General features: G+C 61.7%; 13 protein-coding genes. 6 read left to right on the top strand and 7 right to left on the bottom strand.

The features are described 5' to 3' along the window. The first annotated feature begins 203 nt into the window (after positions 1–203). Positions 204–2897, top strand: coding sequence for a penicillin-binding protein 1B (mrcB, locus tag JF535_RS00065; RefSeq protein WP_206997706.1), 2694 nt, complete (start codon positions 204–206; stop codon positions 2895–2897). Positions 2898–2946: 49 nt separating this feature from the next. On the opposite strand, the gene hemB is transcribed toward mrcB, so the two are convergent. The 5 genes from hemB to JF535_RS00040 form a co-directional block, all read right to left on the bottom strand. Continuing rightward, positions 2947–3957, bottom strand: a complete 1011-nt coding sequence (hemB, locus tag JF535_RS00060; protein ID WP_206997704.1) for a porphobilinogen synthase — start codon at positions 3955–3957, stop codon at positions 2947–2949. 12 nt (positions 3958–3969) lie between these two features. Further along, positions 3970–5253 carry a glutamate-1-semialdehyde 2,1-aminomutase gene (gene hemL / locus JF535_RS00055; RefSeq protein WP_206997701.1) on the bottom strand — a complete coding sequence of 428 codons (1284 nt, stop codon included), beginning with the start codon at positions 5251–5253 and terminating at the stop codon, positions 3970–3972. 188 nt (positions 5254–5441) lie between these two features. Then, complete coding sequence (thiD, locus tag JF535_RS00050; protein WP_206997700.1) at positions 5442–6233, bottom strand: bifunctional hydroxymethylpyrimidine kinase/phosphomethylpyrimidine kinase; 792 nt, start codon at positions 6231–6233, stop codon at positions 5442–5444. Positions 6234–6362: 129 nt separating this feature from the next. Then, positions 6363–6785 carry a protoporphyrinogen oxidase HemJ gene (gene hemJ, locus JF535_RS00045; RefSeq protein ID WP_206997698.1) on the bottom strand — a complete coding sequence of 141 codons (423 nt, stop codon included), beginning with the start codon at positions 6783–6785 and terminating at the stop codon, positions 6363–6365. A gap of 77 nt (positions 6786–6862) precedes the next feature. Beyond that, positions 6863–8680: a chloride channel protein gene (locus JF535_RS00040; protein WP_206997696.1), complete on the bottom strand. Its 1818-nt coding sequence runs from the start codon at positions 8678–8680 to the stop codon at positions 6863–6865. 117 nt (positions 8681–8797) lie between these two features. On the opposite strand from JF535_RS00040, the gene argC reads away from it, so the two are divergent. From argC to erpA, 4 genes are all read left to right on the top strand, one after another. Then, on the top strand, positions 8798–9853 hold the full coding sequence (gene argC / locus JF535_RS00035) for an N-acetyl-gamma-glutamyl-phosphate reductase (RefSeq protein WP_206997694.1): 1056 nt from the start codon (positions 8798–8800) through the stop codon (positions 9851–9853). A gap of 75 nt (positions 9854–9928) precedes the next feature. Further along, positions 9929–10669 (top strand): DUF6776 family protein, encoded by a 741-nt coding sequence (locus JF535_RS00030; protein ID WP_206997692.1) that lies wholly within the window; start codon positions 9929–9931, stop codon positions 10667–10669. 102 nt (positions 10670–10771) lie between these two features. Further along, complete coding sequence (locus JF535_RS00025) at positions 10772–11182, top strand: bactofilin family protein (RefSeq protein WP_242523530.1); 411 nt, start codon at positions 10772–10774, stop codon at positions 11180–11182. Positions 11183–11335: 153 nt separating this feature from the next. Beyond that, entirely contained in the window at positions 11336–11689 is a 354-nt protein-coding gene (erpA, locus tag JF535_RS00020; protein ID WP_066959162.1) for an iron-sulfur cluster insertion protein ErpA, read from the top strand. Positions 11690–11720: 31 nt separating this feature from the next. On the opposite strand, the gene JF535_RS00015 is transcribed toward erpA, so the two are convergent. Both JF535_RS00015 and JF535_RS00010 read right to left on the bottom strand, forming a co-directional pair. Next, positions 11721–12833 carry an anhydro-N-acetylmuramic acid kinase gene (locus JF535_RS00015; RefSeq protein ID WP_206997689.1) on the bottom strand — a complete coding sequence of 371 codons (1113 nt, stop codon included), beginning with the start codon at positions 12831–12833 and terminating at the stop codon, positions 11721–11723. Beyond that, the gene (locus JF535_RS00010) at positions 12834–14216 is read right to left on the bottom strand and encodes a peptidoglycan DD-metalloendopeptidase family protein (RefSeq protein WP_206997686.1); all 1383 of its coding nucleotides are present in this window, start codon (positions 14214–14216) and stop codon (positions 12834–12836) included. A 352-nt stretch (positions 14217–14568) separates the two neighbouring features. On the opposite strand from JF535_RS00010, the gene tyrS reads away from it, so the two are divergent. Continuing rightward, entirely contained in the window at positions 14569–15876 is a 1308-nt protein-coding gene (gene tyrS, locus JF535_RS00005; RefSeq protein WP_206997684.1) for a tyrosine--tRNA ligase, read from the top strand. Positions 15877–16200 lie beyond the last annotated feature (324 nt).

Raw genomic sequence — 16200 nt, 5'->3', positions numbered from 1 at the left:
GCGCATTATGGCGGCCGTTGGGTCAAGTGCAAGTCGGCTCCCACGAGTGGATGCGGCGTCTGCACCGTCGAAATGTGACCGACTGGGTTTGACTTGTATGAATGTGACCCTATAAATGCGCGCTATAACTGCCTCAAGTGTGGCCGAATAACCCGGTCCAATCCCTGCAAGTCGCAGCAAGAAACGAGTTTATCTGAATATCTATGGCATCAAACAAACGCCGTACAAAAGCAAAACGTGCAAAGGGTAACGGTGGCTCCGGCCGCCTGCGCCGCTGGATCAAGCGTCTCAGTCTGCTGGCCCTGCTCGGCGTGCTGGTGCTCGCGGGTTATATGGTGTGGCTGGATGTGCAGTTGCGGGAGCGGCTGGATAGTCGCCAGTACCAGCTGCCCGCCAGGGTCTATGCGCGCCCGCTGATCCTGCAGGAAGGCATGGTCATGCGACCGGATGAGCTGGAGTCCGAGTTCGCCGCACTCAATTACAAGAAGGTTGCGGCGGTCGAGGAACCAGGACAATGGCAAAGAGAAGGGATGGAATACCTGGTCTGGCGCCGTGACTTTATCCACGCCGATCAACGTGAGCCCGCGGCCAAGGTACAGTTCCGCCTGCGCAATGATGAATTGAGCAACCTGCGTAGTGAAAGCGGCGACCGGTTGCAGGAATTCCGCCTGGATGCCGCGTCTATCGGCACCTTGCTCGGTGGTGGTGACGACCGTACACCGGTGCGCATCGAGGATATTCCGCCACTGCTGGGGGCGACCCTGATTGCGGTAGAGGACCAGGATTTTGTGCACCACTTCGGGGTGTCGCCCCGTGGTATCGCTCGCGCCATGGTGGCCAACTTCAAAGCCGGTGGCGTGGTGCAGGGTGGCTCCACCATCACCCAGCAGCTGGTAAAAAATATCTTCTTCGATCACAAGCCGAGTCTGTGGCGCAAATTCAACGAAGCGCTGATGGCGATCCTGATGGAGGTGCATTACGACAAGGCTTACATCCTGCAGGAGTACATCAACGAAGTCTGGCTGGGCCAGCAGGGCAGCCGCGCTATTTATGGTTTCGGGCTGGCGTCTGAATTCTATTTCCAGAAGCCGCTCAACCAGCTGGAACCCCATCAGATTGCCTTGCTGGTGGGGCTGGCCAAGGGTGCCTCTTATTACAATCCGTGGCGCAACCCCGCGCGGGCGCTGGAGCGGCGCAACACGGTGCTGGATGTGATGCTCGAACAGGGGCTGATCAGCAACGAGCAGCACGACCGCCTGCGTAAAAAACCGCTGGAAGTGGCCGCTGCCGGTGCCGCGGCGCAGAATCCGTATCCCGCGTTTACCGAGCGGTTGCTGGCAGAGCTGCGCCCCTACTATTCCGTCGAGGAGCTGCGCACGGCCGGCTTGCGTGTTTACACCACCCTCGCGCCCTCGGTGCAGAAGCTGGCGGAAGATGCGGTCAGTGCAGGCGCGGCCAAGCTGGAAAAAGACCGTGGTATTCAGGCGGATTCCCTGCAGGGCGCTACCGTGGTGCTGGAAAACCTCAGTGGCAATGTGCTCGCCATGGTGGGCGACCGGCGCCCACACTACCCCGGGTTCAACCGGGCACTGGATGCCCGGCGTCAGGTGGGCTCGCTAATCAAGCCCGCGGTATACCTGACGGCACTGGAGCGGGCTCATGAATACAACCTGGCCACCCTGATCGACGACGCCCCCATCCGCGAAGAGACCGCCGACGGTCAGGTGTGGATGCCGGCGAACTTCAACAACCGCAGCCACGGCCTGGTGCCGCTGTACGTGGCCCTGTCGCGCTCCTACAACCAGGCCACCGCCCGTCTGGGGCTGGATCTGGGCATTGAAAATGTGCGACAGACGATCCGCCGGCTGGGCGTGCAGGCGCCCCTGCCGCGGGTACCGTCACTGTTTCTGGGCGCCGTGGAGATGACTCCGTTTGAGGTGGCCGGTATGTACCAGACTATCGCCAATGGTGGTGAACATGTGGAACCGCGCACCCTGTTGGCGGTGTCCGATGCGGATGGTGAGCAGGTACAGCGCTTCCGGCCCAAATCCAACCGCGGCGTGGATGAGGTGCCGGTATACCTGTTGCGCTACGGACTCGAGCAGGTAATGCGCGAGGGCACGGGTAAAAGTGCCTACCGGCGCCTGCCCAACAGCGTACCTTTTGCCGGCAAGACCGGTACTACCAACAATTATCGTGACAGCTGGTTTGCCGGGTTCAGCCCGGGTGTGACCGCGGTGGTGTGGCTGGGGCGCGATGACAACGATCGCACCAGCCTCACCGGTGCCACCGGTGCCTTGAGCATCTGGACCGACATCATGCGCCAGCTGCCCCACCGGCACGGGCGTATCAAGGCGCCCCGCGGTGTCGAGTGGAAGCCGCTGAACGAACAGGGCCAGTTTATGGATCCGCGCAACTGCCAGGGCGGGCGCGAGATTCCCGTATCGGTGGAGAGCCGACTGGAAACCGATCCCCGCTGCCAGCGCCGCGGCTGGTTCCGCAACTGGTTTGACCGGGAAGATGAAAATGTTGCCCCGCGCGAGGACATGACCCCGGGATGGGGTATCGATCCCGAGCAGCAACGCCGGGAACGCGAGCAGCAGCAACAGTATCAACGGGAGCAGCAACTGCGGGATCAGCTGGACCAGGAGAATCTGGAGAGCCCCGTGGTGCCGCAGGAGCGCCCGGAGAGCGGCCGCGACGAAATCCCCCAGACCGAGAGTGAGCGCTTGCGCCGGCTGGAGGAATCCGGCCGCATTCAGGAGCAGCGCTATCTGGAGGAGGAGCGCCGCGCGGCAGAGGAGCGGCGGATACTGGAGGAGCGGTTACGGCGGTCCGGTGCACCCGTAGAGGAGGCGGAGCCTTGGCCGCCGCAGGAACCCGATCAGTGGCCGTAGCGGCCGCGAGAGAGGCTGCGAACGTGGCCGCGCGACCTGCTGCAAGCCACTACTGTTCCAATAACCGCGCCGCTTCTTCCGCGAAATAGGTCAGCACTCCGTCGGCACCGGCGCGTTTGAACGCGAGCAGGGATTCGAGGATCACGGCTTCGCGATTGAGCCAGCCGTTGTCAAAGGCCGCGCAGTGCATGGCGTATTCGCCACTCACCTGATACGCAAACGTCGGCACTTTCAGTTCGTCTTTCACTCGCCGCACCACATCCAGATACGGCATGCCGGGCTTGACCATGATCATGTCAGCGCCTTCGGCCAGGTCCAACGCGCACTCATGCAGTGCTTCGTCGCCGTTGGCCGGGTCCATCTGGTAGCTGAACTTGTTGGCGCCTTTCAGGTTGCCGGCAGAGCCCACCGCATCCCGAAACGGGCCGTAATAGCTCGAAGCGTATTTCGCGGCATAGGACATGATCTGGGTGTTCACATGGCCCTCCCGTTCCAGTGCTGCGCGCACCGCGCCGATGCGCCCGTCCATCATGTCGGAAGGCGCCACCACATCGGCGCCGGCCTCGGCGTGGGACAGCGCCTGCTGCACCAGTACCTCTACCGTGTCGTCGTTGACGATGTAACCGGCCTCGTTCATCAGGCCATCCTGGCCGTGGCTGGTGAAGGGGTCCAGTGCCACATCGGTAATGACCCCCAGTTCGGGCGCGGCGTCTTTCAGCGCGCGCACCGCGCGCTGGGCCAGCCCGTGTTTGTCGTAGGCGGCGCGGGCGTCGTCAGATTTCGCCGATGGGTCTACCACCGGGAACAGGGCCACTGCCGGAATACCCAGTGCCACCAGTGCCTTCGCCTTGGCGGTGAGCAGGTCCACAGTCAGCCGCTCTACGCCGGGCATGGAGGCAACCTGCTGGGTCTCGCCACGGCCCTCGATGACGAACAGGGGCAGGATCAGGTCGTCGCTGGTGAGGCGGTTTTCCCGCACCAGACGGCGGGAAAATTCACTGGCACGCAGGCGCCGTGGGCGGCTGTGGGGGAAGGGGCCCCGGTGGGAGGAAAACGTCATGGTGGGCCTCCCTTACTGCAGTTTGGCGAAGACATTTTTCGCCGCCTGAATGGTGGCATCAATGTCCTCGTCGCTGTGGGCGGCGGACATGAACCCGGCTTCGTAGGACGCTGGCGCCAGATAAACGCCTTCTTCCAGCATGCCGTGGAAGAAGCGGTTGAAGCGATCGGTGTCGCAGGCCATGACCTGCTGGTAATTGGTTACCTGGTCGGCGTCGGTGAAGAAGAAGCCGAACATACTGCCCACCTTGTTGGCGGTGAGCGGAATACCCGCGTCTTTTGCCGCGGCCAACACGCCGTCCACCAGGCGGTCGGTCTTTTCCGTCAGGCTGTCGTAGAGGCCCGGTTCCTGAATCAACTGCAGGGTTTCCAGGCCCGCAACCATGGCCATTGGGTTACCCGACAGGGTGCCCGCCTGATAGATCGGGCCCAGCGGTGCAATCTGCTCCATGATCTCGCGCTTGCCACCAAATGCCCCTACCGGCATACCGCCGCCGATGACCTTGCCCAGGGTGGTGATATCCGCCTCGACGCCGTAGTGGCCCTGGGCGCCGGTCAGGCTGACACGGAAACCGGTCATCACTTCGTCCAGGATCAGCACCGCACCGGACTGGTCACACACTTCGCGCAGCGCCTGCAGGAAGCCCGGCACCGGCGGGATGCAGTTCATATTGCCGGCCACCGGCTCGACGATGATGCAGGCAATCTGGTCGCCGATCTCGGCGAAGCACTTTTTCACGCCCTCGATATCGTTGTAAGTCAGGGTGATGGTGTGGTCCGCCAGTGAGGCCGGTACGCCGGGGGAGGAGGGCACGCCCATGGTGAGGGCCCCGGAGCCGGCCTTGACCAGCAGCGAGTCGGAGTGGCCGTGGTAGCAACCCTCGAATTTAACGATCTTGTCGCGGCCGGTGTAGCCGCGGGCCAGGCGAATGGCGCTCATGGTGGCTTCGGTGCCGGAGTTTACGAAGCGCACCAGATCCATATTCGGCCACACGCGGCACAGTTCTTCCGCGAGTTCGGTTTCCAGCTCGGTGGGTGCACCGAAACTCAGCCCTGACTGGGCCTGTTCCACCACCGCGTCGATCACGTCCGGGTGCGCGTGGCCCAGCACCATGGGGCCCCAGGACTGCACATAGTCGATATAGCGTTTTTCATCGGCATCGTAGAGGTAGGCGCCCTCGGCGCGCTCGATAAAAACGGGCGTGCCACCCACCGCGCGGAATGCGCGGACCGGTGAATTGACGCCACCGGGAATGACCTTTTGGGCTTCGGCGAAGAGGGTTTCGGACTTGCTCATAGCTACTGGGGAACCGGATTGGTGGTAAGGAAGGGATGCCATCGCAACAGCATCGGCACAGAATGTTGCGCGTATTATCTTCACCGTCGCGTCTCGCCGCAAACGCCAGGGAAGATTGCGCTGGAAGAATCCGCCGGACGTCGCCTGGTGTGGCGGTAGAGGCTTGTCAGAAGCGGGTGGTGGACCGATCAGTCCTTGCAGGTCCAGAACAGGCGGTTGGGTACCGGCCGCCCCATGCCCAGTCGTCGGCTACCCGCTATGGCGCTCCAGGTGAATTGTTGGCTGCGATTGACCGCTTCAAGAATGTTGAGGCCATGGGCAATGTGGCAGGCAATCGCCGTGGTGAGGGTGCCGCAGGCACCGTAGGCGGCGGGGGGCAGGCGCTGCCAGCGGAATTCCCGCACCAGGCCGCGCACATCGTAGAGCCGGTTCTCCAGCTGTTGACCACCGGCGGGTACGCCGGTCAGCAGCAGATAGCGGCAGCCACTCTCGAGCAGCTCCTGGGCCTGGGCATCGTGGACATCCGCCTCGCCAGCCATGGCGCGGGCTTCGCGCCGGTTGGGGGCAACCAGGGTGGCCAGTGGCAGCAGCAGGTCGCACATGGCCCGCCACAAGGGGGGAGCCAGCAGGCTCTCCTTGTCTGCGAGGGTGGCATCCGGGTCGATGATCAGGGGAATATCCGGGTAGTCCCGCAGCACGCTGTGCAGTGCGTGCACGTTTTCCACCGAGCCGAGATAGCCGATTTTGATTGCCGCCACGGGCATGTCTTCGAGCACGGCGCGGGCCTGCTCTACCAGCAAGCTGTCGTCGACCGGCGCTACTCCTGCCAGGTCGCGGGTGTCACCGACGGTGATTGCCGACACGACCGACGTGCAGTGACACCCAAGGCTGGCCGCGGTTTCCGTATCCGCGGCAATGCCGGCGCTGCCGCTGGGGTCGTGGTGGGTAACCGTGAGAACGATGGGTTGGCGTGTATCCATGACCATTCGGGACCTGAAAAGCGATGTATCTATTCTAGACGCGCCACTGTATAGCAGGGCTCTGCTTCGGTGCCCTCACGCGCCCCGGGCCGCAGTAAGAGGCGACGGGGCGGGTGATCGCGACAGGGGTCAGAAGGGCCTGACCACCGCGAGTATCACGATTATCACCAGCGCCACCACCGGTAGCTCATTAAACACGCGGAAATAGCGGCCGCTTTTGTTGATAGTGCCGGCGGCAAACTTCTTCACATAGCTGCCGCAAATATGGTGGTAACCGATCAGCAAGACCACGAAGGTGAGCTTGGCGTGCAGCCAGCCAGCGGATTTGTAGTACTCGGGGTTAAAGGTAATCAGCCAGACGCCGAATACGATGGTGGCGATCATCGAGGGTATGGCAATACCGCGATACAAGCGGCGCTCCATGATCTGAAAGCGATCTTTACTCAGAGAGTCGGTGGCATCGACGTGATACACGAACAGGCGGGGCAGGTAGAAGAGTGCGGCAAACCAGCACACCATGGATATGAGATGGAAAGCCTTGAGCCAAAGCATCGTTGCTCCTTATCCGGAACAAGGTCCGGTTAGTTTATTTATTCTGGATCGACGGAGGCACAGCCTCCGCCGGGCGCCTACTGGCGATAATAATGCTCGATATGCTGCGGCAGAATGATACCCGCCACCTCGCTGTCCAGTACACCGCTATTACCCTGGTCGTAATCCCGGCCGATATACAGTGCTCCCGCGCCCTGCTGTTCCAGTTGCTGCTGGGCTTCCAGAAGCGTCGCGCGCCAGCTTAACGGCGCCAGCTGCAGGCGCTCGCCGGGCAGGCGCAGCAGGTCGATCTTCTCTTCCTCTTTCTCGCTTTCCTCATGGCCGTCGGGTTCTTTTGGCGGACGCTGGAGAAAAATGGCGAGATCGGCGGTGCGCAGGGCCTGTGGTGTGTCATCCCCGCCGATCAGTAGCCAGGCTGGCTGGTGCTCGATCAGTCGCTCGGCTTGCGCTCGTTCCAGTAGTCGCGGGGTTGTGGCGACCGCGCGTTCCATAACGCTGGCAACGCCCACCCGGCTGAGCATCTGCGCGCGCCAGCTGGGGGTGCCACTTTTGCCCAGCGCCCTGAGGGACTCCTGATAAATGCCGTCGCTGCCGAACAGCTGTCGGCTGACCAGGCAGGCGACCACGATAGTCATCATGCCGGGGAACAGCACATTCGGGTTGTAGGTCAGCTCGAGGATGGTCAGCAGCGCGGCCAGCGGGGCGTTGAGCAGCGCCGCCATCATTGCCGCCATCCCTACCATTGCATACAACCCCGGGCTGGCTGTGGCGGCCCCCAGCCACAGGTTGGCCAGGTGTCCTGCCGCGCCGCCCACGCAGGCGCCGATTACCAGGCTCGGGCCAATGACCCCGCCGGGAATCCCCAGCCCGGTGGCCAGTGCCGTGGCCACGATCTTGGCCAGCACGATGGCTGCGAGGGCCGCAATACTGAGCTGCCCAAGCATGGCCAGTTCCAGGGTGTCGTAGCCGGTGCCGAGAATCTCCGGCACCCACAGCGCCAGTACGCCGGTGGCGACACCGGCAACCAGGAAACGGGGGAAAGGCGAGTGTTTCTGCTGAAGCGGCACCAGATAGCGCTGGCTGAGGATAAACAGTGCGGCCAGTGCACCGATGATCAGCGCAGCGACGAACAGGATGGGGAATTCCGCCAGGGACTCCAGCTGCGAGGCCGGCACGCTAAACGCAGCCTGGTGACCGAACGCCAGGCGGGTGGCAGCGCTGCCGCTCACCGCGGCGATCATCACGGGCAGGAAGCCGGCGACGGTGTACTCCAGCATCACCACTTCCATGGCGAAGATCACCCCGGCCAGCGGCGTATTGAATGAGGCGGCAATGGCCGCCGCAACGCCACACGCCAACAGGGTGCGCGCCGAGTTGTCGGGCAGTCGCAGGCGCTGGGCAACCCAGCTGCCGCTCGCCGCACCGAGGTGTACCGACGGCCCCTCACGGCCGATGGACTGACCGCTCAATAGCGCGAGGGTGCCGCCAAAGAACTGCAGTACCGCATTCTTCATAGGCATCCGGCCCTGATGATTGTGCAGTCGGTCCAGTACATGCACCACGCCGGTGGGCCGCCCGGAGGGTGCCACCCAGTGAAATAGCAGGCCGAGAACGGCTGCGCCCGCCACTGGCAGGCCGAATCGCCACGATGCCGGGAGTGCCTCAAAATCCTCCAGCCGTGGCAGGTACAGGATTGCGGGACCTTCACTCAGCTGGCGAAATCCGATCACCACTACTCCCGCACACACGCCGATGACCAGTGCGAGCAGTACCAGCAGCGCCAGCGCCTGTTGCGCCGAGAGCTTTACCCGCGCGCGCTCGAACAGACCTGCGTAATGCCGGGCGGAGAGTGGGGAAGTGGGTGGCTCGGGGTCTCGCTGCTGGCGGCGCCGCACGGTTAGTCCTTTAAAATCGGTGGCTTATGGTAGAGTGCACGGCTCAGTATACAGGGTCATGGCCCGCCAGCAGGCGGCGGTGGCCCGGACAGGGACAGACAACAGCGAGGAGTGGGCGTGAGCGTCATCAAAGCGGCAATTGTTGGTGGAACCGGTTATACGGGCGTTGAGCTTTTGCGTCTGTTGTCTGGCCATTCACAAGTGGAGGTGACCGCGATCACCTCGCGCGCGGAAGCCGGAACGCCAGTGGCGGACCTGTTTCCGAGCCTGCGTGGCCACTACGACCTCGCGTTCAGTGCCCCGGATCTGGACACGCTGGCACAGTGCGATGTGGTGTTTTTTGCCACCCCCCACGGAGTGGCGCAGGCGCAGGTGCCCGAGCTGGTGGCGCGCGGTGTGCGTGTCATCGACCTGTCTGCGGATTTTCGCCTGCAGGATATTCCCGTCTGGGAGCAATGGTACGGGCAGCCGCACGCCTGCCCGGAGCTGGCCGCACAGGCGGTGTACGGATTGCCGGAGGTGAATCGTGCGCAGATTGCGGGTGCCCAGTTGATCGCGTGCCCGGGGTGTTACCCCACTGCTATCCAGCTTGGCCTGATCCCTTTGCTGGAGGCGGGCCTGGTAGAGCCCCGGGGCCTGATTGCCAATGCGGCCAGTGGTGCCAGTGGCGCCGGCCGCCAGGGCAAGACCGACCTGCTGTTCGCGGAAAATAACGACAGTTTTCGCGCCTACGGCGCAGCCGGGCATCGCCACTTGCCGGAAATCGAGCAGGGGCTGGCACAGGCTGCTGGCGGCAGTGTTGAACTCACGTTTGTGCCGCACCTGCTGCCGATGGTGCGCGGTATCCACGCCACCTTGTACGCAAAGCTCAAGAGCCCTGCTGCTGCGGAGGCAACCCAGGCGTCCTTGCAGGCCCTGTTCGAGCAGCGCTACGCGGCAGAGCCGTTTGTGGATGTGATGCCCGCGGGCAGCCACCCGCAGACGCGCAGCGTACGCGGTACCAATGTCTGCCGCCTTGCCGTTGTCCGGCCCCAGGGGCGCGACACCGTGGTTGTCCTGTCGGTCATTGATAACCTGGCCAAGGGTGCATCGGCGCAGGCGCTGCAGAACATGAACATCATGTTTGGCTTAAATGAGAACCAGGGGCTGGAGAGCCCGGCATTGCTGCCTTAGAATCGAAGGCTTTGGTAAAACAGAAAAATACGCGACACCGCGATCACACTATCCAGATAACGACACTCAAGATACATGGCACGCAAAGTTAAAGGCAGTAAACAGTATCGCATGAAGGTGGTCCCCCACAGGCCCATCCATGGCGTATTTTCTGTGCTGGGGGTGTCCTTGCTGGTGCTTTCAACCAGTGCCGGCGCTTTCTTTGCGGGACAGTATCAACTGAGTAAAAACCTGGACGAGAAGACCCGGGCACACGCCCGCTCGCTGGACGAGCTCGATCGCCTGCGCGCTGAGAACGAGGCGCTGCGCGTCAGGGCCGCCACTGCGGAGCAGTCGGTGGCGATTGGCCAGCAGGCGAGCGAGTCCGTGCGGAGCGAGCTGGTGGCCAAGGAAAATCAGATTGCCGAGCTGCGCCAGGAAATCTCCTTTTACCGTGGGATTATGGCGCCCTCGGAGGGCAGTGATGGGGTTTCCATCGGTCGCTTCAGTATCTCTGAGGCGGGAGAGGGGCGCTACCAGTACAAGTTGCTGGTGCAGCAGTCCGCCGCCCGCCATCAGGTAGTTACCGGTGCGGTGCGTTTTACCATTGTGGGGCAGCTGGAGGGAGAGGCGCGCCGCTACGCGCTCGCAGACCTTTCCCCGCAGGTGGAAAGCGAGTCGATTCCGCTACGCTTCAAGTATTTCCAGAATATCGAGGGAGAGCTGCAGTTGCCGGAGGGCTTTGTGCCAGAAGGTGTGGAGCTGTCGCTTAAATCCAGCAAGCGCAAAGGTTTCAGCATCGACCAGCGCTATGGCTGGCTGGTGCAGCAGAGCTGATTTGCTGATATGGGCGCCTTGCGGCGCTCTCCGCGGAGTGACCAGGTTCCGCGCAATTCATGAGGTTTTGGTTGAATTATGTTGAAAAAGAAAGAGAAAACTATGGCTAGCACTGGCGGCAACAGTACGACTTTGATCGCGCGTCACACCGAAGTGACCGGCGACCTGCATTTTCGCGGCAACCTGGTTGTTGAGGGACGGGTCAACGGCAATGTGAGCGCCCACAGTGACAGCGACGCACGCCTGCAAATCGTCGATGGCGGCGTCGTCGAAGGCGAAATCCGCGTGCCTAACGTGGTGGTCAACGGCAACGTGAAGGGCGATGTGCATGCCAGTGGACACCTGGAGCTGGCTTCCAAGGCGGTCGTAGAAGGCAATGTGCACTACAAACTGATCGAGATGGTGAAGGGTGCCCAGGTCAACGGCTCCCTGGTCTCCAATGTGGAAGTGGATACCACCAGCGAGCCCCGTATGCTCGGCTACTCCGAAGAAACGGCGGCAGACGCGGAATAACGCGAAGGGCGCTGCTGGTTAACTCCGATCAGGCTGGCAATACTTGACCTGTTTGCTGGGTTTTACCCATAATGCGTCCGCACCGCTGCCATCCGGCAGTGGGCAGCCCCCTCTGTGGAGGGCAGGGCTGCGAATCTGTTTCGAGAGTGAATTATGTCTGAAGCTGTTTCTTTTTCCCCCGACCCGATTCAGGTGACCGACAAGGCTGTGGCCAAGGTCAAAGGCCTGCTGGAGGAAGAAGGTAACCCGGAGCTGAAGTTGCGTGTCTTCGTGACCGGTGGCGGCTGCTCCGGTTTTCAGTACGGCTTTACCTTTGATGAGCTGGTGGCGGAAGATGATGCCGTAGTGGAAAAGGACGGCATCGAAGTTCTGGTAGACGCCATGAGTTATCCGTATCTGGTTGGTGCCAGTGTGGACTATGAAGAGGGGCTGTCTGGTTCCCGCTTTGTGGTCCAGAATCCCAACGCGTCCGCTACCTGTGGATGTGGCTCTTCCTTCTCGATCTAGTCGGTTGCCGCGCCGGATGGCGCAGCCCTGATCAGGCGGGAAATATCCCCCCCAGAATGGTCTCTTTTGCTGCCCCGGTCACGGCGGGGCAGTTACCGCTGAGGCTGAGCATTGTCTGACGCGCCAGCCACGCAAAGCCCGCCCCTTCGACCCAGTCCGCATCGATTCCGTACTCGTTGGTGGCAGCCACCGACCACGTGGGCAGTCGCCGCCGCAGGCGCTCCATCAGGTCCCCATTGCGGGCGCCGCCGCCGCAAACCAGCAATTCTCCGCCGCGTGCAAACTCGCGCACGCCGTCGGCAATGGAGGCCGCGGTGACCTCTGCCAGTGTCGCCTGAATGTCCGCCGGGGGGACTTCCAGGCCGGCGCAGGCACGCTCCAGCCAGCTCGGGTTGAATGCTTCCCTGCCGGTACTCTTGGGCGCCGGTGCGGCGAAGTAGGCGTCGGACAACAGGCGATTGAGCAGTTCCGGGTGCGGTGTGCCGCTGGCGGCCCAGGCGCCGTCGGCGTCGTAGGCTTCTCCGCGATGCAGCTTCACCCAGTAATCCAGCAATGCGTTACCGGGCCCGGTATCGTACCCGCGCACGCCGCCATCCGCGGCAAGCTCGGTGATATTGGCCATGCCGCCGATATTGACCACGGCCCGGTCGCGGCTTGTGCGGAAAACCGCGTTATGAAACGCCGGCATCAGCGGTGCGCCATGTCCGCCCAGCGCCATATCGCGGCGACGGAAGTCCGCTACGGTAGTGATACCGGTCAGTGCTGCGATGGTGTTGGGATCGCCGAGCTGGATGGAAAAGGGGGTGGATACGCTGCCCGGTGGACGGTGCCGTACGGTTTGGCCGTGGCTGCCAATCGCACGGATCGCGCCGGGCTCGATGCCCGCTTCATGCAGCAGTGCCAGGGCTGCGGCAGCAAATTCCTGGCCGAGCTGGCGGTCCAGCTGGCCGGCGCGGTCCAGTTCGGACGGGCCCGGCGCGCACAGCGCGAGAATGGCCTCGCGCATGGTCTGTGAAATGGGGTGGCCAAGCGCTGCACGGGTCTTGCACTGCAGCTTGCTGCCAGAGCCGGAAAACTCCACCAGCACCGCGTCGATACAATCAACGCTGGTGCCAGACATCAGGCCGATGTAGAGGTCCGTCATTCAGTTTACGGAGTCCTTCTCTTCGGTGTTTTGCGCCAACGCTGGTTGCTCGAAGCGCTCCAGCTGGGCCATCAGTGGTTGGGTTTGCTCCTGGAAGCGGGCCATTTCCGATGTCGGGATGGCTTTCGCCTTGGGCAGCTTGCGCACGATGGTGGCCGGGTTGCGGTGGTGACCGTCCACCAGGAACTCGTAGTGCAGATGCGGCCCGGTCGCATAACCCGTGGCACCCACGGTGCCGATCACCTGGCGCTGCTTGACCCGCTGGCCGCGTTTTACGTGACGCTTGTTCAGGTGCAGGTAGCGGGTGACGTAGCGTTCACCGTGCTGAATGAACACGTAATTACCGTTCGCCTTGCTGTAACCCGCCTTGATCACTCTACCGTCGCCGGCGGAGTAAACCGGGGTTCCACGGGGGGCGGCGTAGTCGGTACCGTTGTGCGGGCGACGGGTCTTGAAGATCGGGTGCAGGCGACGCGGGTTAAAGTGCGAGCTGATGCGACCGATATCCACCGGCGTGCGGATGAACGCCTTGCGCATACTCTTGCCGTCGGGGGTGTAGTAGTTGGTATCGCCATTGCTGTCGGTGTACCGCACCGCGCTGAAAGTCTTGCCCTGGTTGGTAAAGGTCACCGCCTGAATGGCGCCGTTACCGATCTTTTCACCATCCAGGAACTCCTCATCGAACACGACACTGAACTTGTCGCCCTTGCGGATATCCAGTGCAAAGTCGATATCCGAGCCGAAGATGTCGGCCATCTCCATGATCAGGTTGTTGCTCAGGCCGGCCTTGCTGCCATCGACGAACAGGGAGCTGTGGATCTCTGCCTGGCGGAATGCGGTGTAGCGCTCGGGATCCCGCTGGTGCAGTGCGTATTTGTACTCATCTGAATTGTCACGGCTGAACTCCACCTTGCTCAGGCGGTCACGATGCAATTCAAGGCTTTGCAGGCTGCCCTCGCCGTCAATCTGGAAGGTGAGTTCCTCGCCGGGGGTCAGTTTGGCCAGCTGTTTTGCTTCCTTGCCGCTGGACAGCAGCTGGTACATTTCGGCACTACTGATACCCGCGCGCTGAAACAGGTCGGACAGGGTGTCGCCGTTGCGCACCGTCTCCTGTACTACCCGCAGGCCTTCCATCACGCTTTGCGGCGCGTCAGCGGTAGTCGTTACATCAACGGGCGGCTGCTCGGGGAGCTGTTGCATCGCGGCTTCGGGCTGGCTGAGGGAGACTTCCAGCGAGATGCGTTTTGCCTCCACTTCCGGAGTGGAAACAAACAGTGCCAGAGCGAGCGCAAAGCTGGCGGCGCCGGCTGCCAGTGCGTGGGTGCGAGGAAAATGTTTGCCCAGTGCGCCCAGCAGGCGTGGATTTTTACGGTGATCTTGCATGGTACTAATGGGTAGCGCTGACAGTGATTGTTTTCGGGTTCTGGCCTGGCCGCTGGCCGGGACTCTGGTGTTGGTGCACATAGTGGCGTCTAAAAAACGAACACCGAGAGGGCTTTATAACAAAATTCCCGCCTTGGTTCACGGGGTAATTGACCTGTCTGTCCATGATTCAGTTCCTTTGCCCTGCGAGGAAATACCGCACGACCGCTGGATGGCCGGCTTTTACCTCCACCGCCCGCCGCGCTTGTATTTGCCGCAGGATTCGGTACATTTGCAGCCCAATTTTTGCCCGCCCAAACGCTGGTTTTGCGGGCTTCCATGAGCACATCTGAACTTACCGCAAGGGGATACAATGGCCGGAGTGGATGCGACACTGCTGGAAGACCTCACGCGCCGTGGGCTGGTCAATCAGGCCACCGGTGACGGCGAACTGGAACAGCACCTGGCAGAAGGCAGTCGCACACTCTATTGCGGCTTTGACCCCACTGCAGATTCCCTGCATATAGGCAGTCTAGTCCCGCTGCTGACACTCAAGAGGTTTCAGGCGGCAGGTCATAAGCCTATTGCACTGGTTGGCGGCGCAACCGGCCTGATTGGCGACCCTTCCTTCAAGGCGCAGGAGCGATCACTCAATACGCCAGAAGTGGTTTCCGGTTGGGTGGAGAAGATCAAGGCGCAAGTCAGCGCCTTTGTGGACTTTGATGCCGGTGAAAACAGTGGCCTGGTGGCCAACAACCTCGACTGGACCAAAGATCTGAATGTGCTCGACTTCCTGCGCGATGTTGGCAAGCACTTCTCGATCAACAATATGGTGAACAAGGAGTCCGTGAAGCAGCGGATCCAGCGCGAGGGGGAGGGCATCTCTTTCACCGAGTTCGCCTACATCCTCCTGCAGTCCATGGACTTCTCAGAGCTCTATAAGCGCCATAACTGCACCCTGCAGATTGGTGGCTCCGACCAGTGGGGCAATATCACCGGTGGTGTGGATCTCACCCGCCGCCAGCATCGGGGCAAGGTGTTTGGCCTCACCCTGCCGCTGGTCACCAAGGCGGATGGCACCAAATTTGGCAAAACCGAGAGTGGCACCATCTGGCTGGATCCGCAGCGCACATCGCCTTATGCCTTTTATCAATTCTGGTTGAACACTGCCGACGCGGATGTCTACAAGTTCCTGAAGTACTTCACATTCCTTACGGTCGATGCCATCGACGAGATCGAAAAGGCCGACGCGGAACGGGCGGGGCGTCCGGAAGCGCAGGGTGTGCTTGCCAGGGAGGTGACCCGTCTTGTGCACGGTGAAGAGGGGCTCGCGGCCGCCGAGCGCATTTCGCAGGCGTTATTTTCCGGTGGTATCGACGATCTGTCCGAGGGGGATCTCGAGCAGTTGCGTCTCGATGGCCTGCCCAGTTCCGAGTTGCCGGTTGAGTTTGGTGAGCAGACGTTGATTCATCTGCTGGTCGACGCGGGCATGGCGCCATCGGGCAAGCCGGTGAAAGACGCGCTCGGTCGCAATGCGGTGCTGGTCAATGGCGTTGAGGTGGGTATGGATAGCAACGCTAGCCCGGCTTCGGTCTTCGCCGGTGAGCGCGCGCTGCATGGCCGTTACTTCATTGTTCGCCTGGGTAAGAAGAAGTACCACCTCTTCTATCAAGTTGCCTGATAGGCGGCCAATTGATTGAAAGTTGAGCGAATCAGGGCTCAAAAAAACTTTTTTACAGTTTTGTCACAAAAGTGCTTGCGTGCCCCCGGGCAGGCTCGTATAGTTCGCGCCCTCGCTGCTTGAGCAGCAACGCAAAACGCGGCGAGGAAGCTAAGTAAGCTGTTGATTTTCAAAGAGTTTTCTTCGAAAAGAAATTAAAAAAACGCTTGCTTCAGCAGATTGGATGTGTAAAATGCGCATCCCACAGTGAGGGCCGAGCGCCACGCTGAGTTGTTTAAAAATTCGATCAAGCAATATGTGTGGGTGCTTGCGGAGCGACGGATC

Source organism: Microbulbifer salipaludis, assembly GCF_017303155.1.
Taxonomy (GTDB): domain Bacteria; phylum Pseudomonadota; class Gammaproteobacteria; order Pseudomonadales; family Cellvibrionaceae; genus Microbulbifer; species Microbulbifer salipaludis.
This window is presented reverse-complemented; position numbering and strand designations above follow the sequence as displayed.